This is a genomic window from Endozoicomonas sp. SESOKO3, assembly GCF_024606255.1.
In genome coordinates, this window is sequence record NZ_JAHHPR010000579.1 from 1 (window position 1) to 3,091 (window position 3,091).

Here is a 3,091-nt window from a genome sequence, read left to right on the forward strand (position 1 = left end):
AATTTATTGCAACCGCAGTAGGACAGCCTTAAGTCCGACAGGCTGCTAGAAGTGTACTTTGAGTGGCTGCTTGCTGAATGTGGCAGAGATCCTGTTACCGGCAGTTGGCTGGGTGATTGTCCGGTCACTCCCTGACACTCAGATCCAAGGCCATAACAATAGCGTCCTCAGCCTTATGATTTTTGCTGGCCGGGTAGTAGTTTTTGCGGCGGCCAATTTCGCTGAAGCCTGACTTCAGGTAGAGGCTGAATGCTTTTTTGTTGGATTCCCGCACCTCAAGAAACAGGGTTTCAGCCTGTTTGGCTGAAGCGTCGATGAGTTGATTCAGCATGGCAGCGCCGAAGCCTTTGCCCTGTTCGTTGCGAGAGACAGTCAGAATCAACAGGCTGGCCTCTCCTGCAACCAGCATGACGACTCCCTGGGCAACAATTCTGCCCTCGTGCTCGGCTACCATGCAGAGATAGCCTGAGTCGATACTATTCAGGTAGTGCTTTTGATTCCAGGGGTGAGGCCCGGCTTGCTGCTCGATAGCCTCTAGCTCCGGAATGTCCTGATGAGTCATTGCTCTAAATGACAGCATAATAAGTTTTCTCTTTCCGTGATAACTGAGGGATATCGGGCGTATGACACCAGCACCGGTTGCTGAGCATAATCAATTTTGCGTTTGTGGAGAGGATTATGACGAGGTCAGCTCTTTGATGATCGGAGAAATATCCTGCCAGGCTTCTGACTTGAGGGCTGGAAGTTTCATTAACTCATTAAGGCCGTGGGTGACGATAAAGTGTTGATGGGAATGAAGGCCTTTCTGCAAACCCCTCAGTTCGCTGAATGGTCGGTTGGGATCTATAACAAAACGGGCTGCTGCCTGACCAAAGAGCAGGACCACTTTTCGTCTGGCCAGTCCAAACTGGTTACTAAGGTAGGCGCATACTGCGTCAGCAGCGGCAGAGTCATTCTGACTAAGGTGCTCCATCAGGCCAATATTTCCCAGTGGCCAGACAAAGTCACTGAAAGGCAGAGTTTCAGACTCTGCTGGCAATTGAATGGCGCGAAGAATATCGCTGAGTAATCGCTGGTGAAAGCGTGAAAATTGATTCAGTCCGGAGTGAGGCATTTCAGCGACTACCAGACAGTGTTCGTTTGCAGCCAAAGTTACAAGCCTGAACTTGCTGGTTTCTTCTGACTGGTGTTCATTAATAACGCGCTGTTTTACTGGCGTTGCTGGCTTCGAATCTTGTTTCGTTTCGGCACGACCGGAGATGCCCAGCAAATCTTTTGCTGTTGAAGCACCCATAGCGCTTTCAGGGTGCTGAGCTGATTCCTGTTGGGAAGAAAGGGCTGAGTTCTCAGGCTTAAACGCTTCCCCTGGTTCTTCCTGTAAACAGTCAAATGCCCTGGGAGTCAGTGCATTAGGCAGGATCTGCCTGGGAAACCAGGTCTGGATCCCCATGGCATCAAGGTAGTGCTGTCGAGTTCGCTCACTGATCCTGCCTTCCATGACTGTTAGAGGTTTCCTGTCTGTGGGTTGGTTTTTGGGTGGTCAGCATTAAGCAGGTTCAAAGCATTGATGTATGCTTTGGCGGAAGCGACCACGATATCTGTGTCCGCTCCGGAGCCATTGACAATGCGACCCTGTTTTTCCAGACGCACGCTGACGTCACCCTGAGAATCGGTACCGCTAGTAATGGCGCTGACATTATACAATGCCAGATGGGCACCGGAATCAGCAATACTTTCTATGGCTTTAAAGACCGCATCAACAGGGCCGTCACCGGCACTGCGCGCTTCAACTTCCTCGGAATCCACCGCAATGACCAGGCGAGCTTCAGGTGTTTTGCCCGTGCTGGAGCCTGCTTCCAGCTCCACCAGGCGGTATTTTTCTTCTTCATTGCCTGAACGAACATCGCTGACCAGAGCCTGCAGGTCGTCATCGAAGATTTCAGATTTTTTGTCGGCCAGAACCTTGAAGCGGCTGAAGGCTTCCGTCAGTTCGTTACGATCAGCAAAAGTAATTCCCAGCTCTTCCATTCGCGACTGGAAAGCACTGCGGCCGGATAATTTACCCAAGGTCAGGCGGTTAGTGTTCCAGCCAACATCTTCAGCCTTCATGATTTCGTAGGTTTCGCGGTTTTTCAGAATACCATCCTGGTGGATACCGGATTCATGAGCAAAGGCATTAGCACCGACAATGGCTTTGTTAGGCTGAACCGGGAAGCCTGTGATACCTGAGACCAGGCGGGAGGTAGGAACAATATGCTGGGTGTTAATGCCGGTTTCCAACCTGAGTTCGTCCTGACGGGTGCGGATGGCCATAACAATTTCTTCAAGAGAGGCATTACCCGCTCTTTCCCCGAGGCCGTTGATGGTGCATTCAATCTGCCGAGCGCCATTAACGACAGCTGAAAGGGAGTTAGCCACTGCGAGCCCAAGGTCATTGTGACAATGAACCGAGAAGATAGCCTTATCAGAGTTAGGAATACGCTCAATCAGCTGAGCTATTGTATTGCCGAACTGGTGTGGCAGGGCATAGCCAACTGTATCCGGAATGTTGATGGTGCTGGCACCTGCATCAATAACCGCTTCAATGACACGGCACATGAAGTCAATGTCAGATCGTCCAGCGTCTTCAAGGGAGAACTCCACATCGTCAATCAGATTACGGGCCAGCTTAACAGAGGCTACTGCCTGTTCCAGCACCTGATCAGGCGTCATACAGAGTTTGTGTTTCATGTGCAGAGGGGAGGTTGCAATGAAGGTATGAATACGGCCTCGAGCGGCGGGCTGGACAGCTTGCGCTGCTGCCTCAATATCTTTGGGCAGTGCCCGGGAAAGACTGCAGACAGTGCTGTCTTTAATGGTTTCTGCGATGCTCTTAACCGCCTCAAAATCGCCCGGGCTGGCAATGGCGAAGCCCGCTTCAATGACGTCAACCTTGAGTATTTCCAGAGATTTGGCAATCCGGACCTTCTCATCTTTGGTCATGGCTGCGCCGGGACTCTGTTCACCGTCTCTCAAAGTGGTGTCGAAAATAATAACCTGATAAAGGATTAAAAGCCCCGAAGTAAAAAAATACACGTAATGAAACAGGAAT

Annotated in this window: 3 protein-coding genes; all 3 read right to left on the reverse strand. The window is 50.8% G+C overall.

Going from position 1 to position 3,091, the window contains the following annotated elements; translation table 11 throughout:
• Positions 1–124: 124 nt before the first annotated feature.
• The 3 genes from rimI to KDK18_RS09880 all read right to left on the reverse strand — a co-directional run bounded on the left by rimI (position 125) and on the right by KDK18_RS09880 (position 3,087).
• Complete coding sequence (gene rimI, locus KDK18_RS09870; protein ID WP_257254733.1) at positions 125–580, reverse strand: ribosomal protein S18-alanine N-acetyltransferase; 456 nt, start codon at positions 578–580, stop codon at positions 125–127.
• Positions 581–676: 96 nt separating this feature from the next.
• Positions 677–1,498, reverse strand: a complete 822-nt coding sequence (locus KDK18_RS09875) for a hypothetical protein (RefSeq protein WP_257254734.1) — start codon at positions 1,496–1,498, stop codon at positions 677–679.
• 5 nt (positions 1,499–1,503) lie between these two features.
• A complete protein-coding gene (locus KDK18_RS09880; RefSeq protein ID WP_306670915.1) occupies positions 1,504–3,087 on the reverse strand; it encodes a 2-isopropylmalate synthase in 1,584 nt (527 codons plus the stop codon).
• Positions 3,088–3,091: the final 4 nt, after the last annotated feature.